General features: G+C 33.1%; 4 protein-coding genes and 2 pseudogenes. 5 read left to right on the top strand and 1 reads right to left on the bottom strand.

The window, feature by feature from the left end; genetic code table 11:
* Positions 1 to 221: 221 nt before the first annotated feature.
* From AC1DTM_RS21875 to AC1DTM_RS21855, 5 genes and pseudogenes are all read left to right on the top strand, one after another.
* On the top strand, positions 222 to 500 hold the full coding sequence (locus AC1DTM_RS21875) for a TIGR04197 family type VII secretion effector (RefSeq protein WP_016104469.1): 279 nt from the start codon (positions 222 to 224) through the stop codon (positions 498 to 500).
* 122 nt (positions 501 to 622) lie between these two features.
* Entirely contained in the window at positions 623 to 940 is a 318-nt protein-coding gene (locus tag AC1DTM_RS21870; protein ID WP_002200961.1) for an HNH endonuclease signature motif containing protein, read from the top strand.
* Between the two features lie 24 nt (positions 941 to 964).
* On the top strand, positions 965 to 1,417 hold the full coding sequence (locus tag AC1DTM_RS21865; RefSeq protein ID WP_016104470.1) for a YrhA family protein: 453 nt from the start codon (positions 965 to 967) through the stop codon (positions 1,415 to 1,417).
* 64 nt (positions 1,418 to 1,481) lie between these two features.
* Positions 1,482 to 1,653 (top strand): annotated as a pseudogene (locus AC1DTM_RS21860) (cytoplasmic protein); the annotation flags it as partial.
* A gap of 51 nt (positions 1,654 to 1,704) precedes the next feature.
* Positions 1,705 to 2,274, top strand: a complete 570-nt coding sequence (locus AC1DTM_RS21855; protein WP_016104471.1) for an imm11 family protein — start codon at positions 1,705 to 1,707, stop codon at positions 2,272 to 2,274.
* A 322-nt stretch (positions 2,275 to 2,596) separates the two neighbouring features.
* On the opposite strand, the pseudogene pyrH reads toward AC1DTM_RS21855, so the two are convergent.
* Positions 2,597 to 2,775, bottom strand: a pseudogene (gene pyrH / locus AC1DTM_RS21850) (UMP kinase); the annotation flags it as partial.

The raw sequence follows: 2,775 nt of genomic DNA, 5'->3' as shown, positions 1-2,775 counted from the left end.
GGTCTAGCGGATGGCCCTCCGCCTTCATTTGCGCTTCGGTAAAAAATTCAATATGTAGTTAAAATAAAGTTAAACTAATGCCTCTATTTTGATTAAGAGTTCTAAGTGAGTTCTAGTTGAATGCTTAAAAAACTGTAGTTTCATAACTGGAATTTTCGATAAATCAAAATGAGTAACGTGATATAATTTTATTAATAATTTTGAAACTAAAAGGGGTTTAAATGATGGGGAACTTTCAAAGTAATTTTCAAACGGCTACACAAATCGCCACTCAAATGAGAAATGCCTCGGATACAATCCAAAGTGCGACAAATCGTTCTATAACAAAGGCGAGCCGTACTACACTATCTGTTAATGCCCAGGCGCAAAAAACGAATCAACAAATGCTAGATTTGACTAGACAATTTTGTGGGGCCTTTCAACAAGCGATTGATAATATTCATTCTACAGCTAAGGAGTTTGAAAGAATGGATAATGAACTACAAAATACATTTCGCTAATGTGACAACCTACGGTAAAGAGAGAAGATGTACATTTAAAAGATGTCAAAGTTGAGGATATTACTTATTCTAAGAGAACTAGAGAAGAAGCTGCACAACTTCGGAGGGAATTTGATAGAAGTGTGAGAAAAGAGTTTCTTAAAACCTTAGTTAATGACCCTGATAAGATTATTGAACTCAAGAATGCTGGTATAGCAGATGCAGATATCGAATTAATGAAAAGAGGAAAACCTCCAATAGGATGGCAAGTGCATCATGATCTTCCCTTAGATGATGGTGGAACAAATACATTTGAAAATTTAACTTTGATACAAAATCATCCATATCATAAGGTTATAACTAATACACAACGTACGCTAACCAAAGGATTACAACCAGGTGACAGTGTAGACATAAGTTGGCCTATCCCAAAACACAACATCTATCCTAAAGGGGAATAAATAAATTTAGAAAGAGGTTTTTATATGTGGAAAGATCTAATTTTAGAAATCAAAGATATACTGGAAAGTGTTAATTATAAGCTGAATACACCTGCAACGGATACTGAAGTTCAGAGATTAAGAGAACATGCAAAAGAAAAATTAAATGTTGATTTACCAAGTGAATACGTAGAGTTTCTTAAAACTGTAAATAGTTTGGATTTTGATGGATTGGTCCTTTACGGAGTTGATTCTTTTTTACTAGAAACAGAAAAGGGTGAACAAATTTGTGGATTCATAGAAACGAATGAGATTTGGTATGAAAATGAATTTCAAAAAGAGTATCTTTTCTTTGGAGATTCAAATATTGCATGGTTCTGTAAAAATTTATCTGAAGGTACTTATCATGAACTGGATAAACCGTCTGGTACAGTGATGAACACGTATGATGATGTTAAAACAATGCTTGAGGAAGCATTAAAAATAACACTTCTCTAATACATGGATGAAAATTAACATAAGGAATTTATGTAGTATTCACTCATCTGAAAAGTACCTATGTAAAATGAACGATTATGTGACTACTGAAACGCTAAATATAGGTAAGCATAGTCCAGAGTATGTTATAGAAGTATACAGAGTGTTAAGTGGAGTTAAACGCTTTGGTGGGTACTTAAGCAGATTCAGTTGCTGCCTTGCCTAATATAAGAGAAAAGTTATTGGACGGAAATTAACTTAAATAATCTTAGATGCTTACTAGTTAAATTCTAAAGGAGTAAAAAGGCATGAAAATTTGGCAATTAAAAAGCTCGACTGATGATTATGAAACCTTTCAATTATTGAACTATGAAGAGGATAAAAAATATTTTAAAACTAGTTTTAATTCTATGGTGAGTTTGTCAGATTCATGGACGCCTAAGTTTATTGAGGTAACAGATGAAGGAAAGTTAAGTGATTCTCCTATATTTTGGGGAAAGTCTGGTGTACAAATAATTAGCGAAAAAGCCAAGGATGTTTTAGAACCTATAGTAGGAGATAATATTGAATTTTTACCATTAATTCATAAAGAAACACACGAAAAATACTATGCCATGCATGTTTTAAGGGTGTTGGAAGCACTTGATACTAATAAAACAATCTTTGAAAAGTTAAGTTCAGGTTTAATAATAGGATGTAAAAAATTTGTATTTATTCCTTATGTTGTTCAGAACGAACCGGTTTTTAAATTGAATATAAATGGGAAGGTGCACCCTAACTATGTTTTAGTATCAGATCAATTCAAGAATGCAGTTTTAGAGAGTGATTTAAAAGGTTTTGAATTTATTGAAGTGTGGGATTCAGAAGAGCTCTCATAAAGAAATTCTAAAATTATAAATGGCCCTGATAAGTTTACGATAAAAACTTAAGTCCCCTTGTTATACAAAGTAGGGGACTATTTATCCTGTATTAACGAGCGGTAAGATTCCCACCTCAAAATTCGGCTAAAGTAAAGAAGTTAGGTGGCAAATGCTCGTAAAAGCCCGATTGGAGAAGGCTAATAATCAGTGGGGATGGACAAAACCTCCACTGATTAAAGTTTCACTTTATTTAAGTTTGTTCTATCAACATTATGGTCACTTAAAGCACTTCACTAAAGAAGATGATCTGTAAAAGCTCCCTTTGTGTTGAAAATAATTATTATTCATGCACAAGCATCGAAGCATCATCATTAATCAATGTCCCTACATGTTCTCCTAAACATATTTTCTTCATTACTCCAGGCTCATCAAAGTTAAATACATGTGCCGGCAAATTGTAGTCCCGAGCAAGTAATAAAGCCGCTTGATCCATTACTTGTATGTTTTGCCTAACAACAT

The organism is Bacillus sp. P4_D3, assembly GCF_056401855.1.
This window is presented reverse-complemented; position numbering and strand designations above follow the sequence as displayed.

Bases quoted from the DNA above. Each gene is read 5' to 3' on its own strand.
- AC1DTM_RS21875 (WP_016104469.1), top strand. From the start codon at position 222: ATGATGGGGAACTTTCAAAGTAATTTTCAAACGGCTACACAAATCGCC.
- AC1DTM_RS21865 (WP_016104470.1), top strand. From the start codon at position 965: ATGTGGAAAGATCTAATTTTAGAAATCAAAGATATACTGGAAAGTGTT.
- AC1DTM_RS21855 (WP_016104471.1), top strand. From the start codon at position 1,705: ATGAAAATTTGGCAATTAAAAAGCTCGACTGATGATTATGAAACCTTT.